Below are 909 nucleotides of genomic sequence, written 5' to 3'. Positions count from 1 at the left end.
ACCACCTCTCTTTGATTATACTATTATATCGAGATGCACACTAGAGTTTTGGGGGATTTGAGTTTGGTTATATATTTGTGTCCGCGCAACAAAGGCGCGGGGAAATGGAGAAAATCATGCAGATACATTAACTTCATTAAACAATCTAGCAAGCTCTTATTCTGATTTAGGAGATTACAATAAGGCATTAGAAATAGAAAACACAGTCTATAATGCGTTAAAACAAATCCTCGGAACGAATCATCCAGATACACTCGTAATATTAAGTAATTTAATTTCATTGCAGATGCAAAAATCATTCGTAGATAATCAATCTATCAAAAAGTATATGACTGCATATTTTGAAAATGTTAATAATCTTAGGACTACTGCTTTTAGAATAGAAGATGTATCTTCGAGACGAAATTTTCTTAAGTCATTCAATAAAGTATATAAATTATTGAAGATAAGTGTCTTTGAAAGAAATATCAAAGACTTAATAGACTATCTTTTTATCAATAAGAATTTGTCTTTTGAGATAGATATTAGTAGATTCCATAACGAAATGATGGGTGAAAGATTATCTCTAGAAGAAGTAATATATCCAATTGATAATCAGCTGATTATTGATTTCTATGAACTAGACAATTCAAAATATGGTCTTATTCTCATAAAAAATAGAAAGTATTCACAGTTTGTTGTTTACTATGACGATATCATCCATGGTTCATTTATCACTGGTAAGGATATTCAGTCATTTATCTGTTCTATTAGTGATTATGATCATATCTATGTCTGTCCTGATGGTGAATGGGGCTAGTATAAATTTAGTGCCAGTCAAATAGAGAAAATATCTAAAAAAAGAATTGAAAAACATTCGAAAGAATACTAGTCTGAAACATGAAAATAGAGGTGTTAAACATGTCAGAA

Annotated in this window: 1 protein-coding gene and 1 pseudogene; both read left to right on the top strand. The window is 29.9% G+C overall.

Annotation, left to right across the window (positions count from 1 at the left end; all coding sequences use genetic code 11):
- Nucleotides 1-73: 73 nt before the first annotated feature.
- Nucleotides 74-262 (top strand): annotated as a pseudogene (locus H8909_RS13860) (tetratricopeptide repeat protein); the annotation flags it as partial.
- Nucleotides 263-439: 177 nt separating this feature from the next.
- Nucleotides 440-799: a hypothetical protein gene (locus H8909_RS13575; RefSeq protein ID WP_238928318.1), complete on the top strand. Its 360-nt coding sequence runs from the start codon at nucleotides 440-442 to the stop codon at nucleotides 797-799.
- The last annotated feature ends 110 nt before the right edge of the window (nucleotides 800-909 follow it).

The sequence above is a fragment of the Catenibacterium faecis genome (assembly GCF_014306455.1).
GTDB classification, from domain to species: domain Bacteria; phylum Bacillota_I; class Bacilli_A; order Erysipelotrichales; family Coprobacillaceae; genus Catenibacterium; species Catenibacterium mitsuoka_A.
Note: the sequence above shows the minus strand (reverse complement) of the source record. Positions and strands in the feature narration are given on the sequence as shown.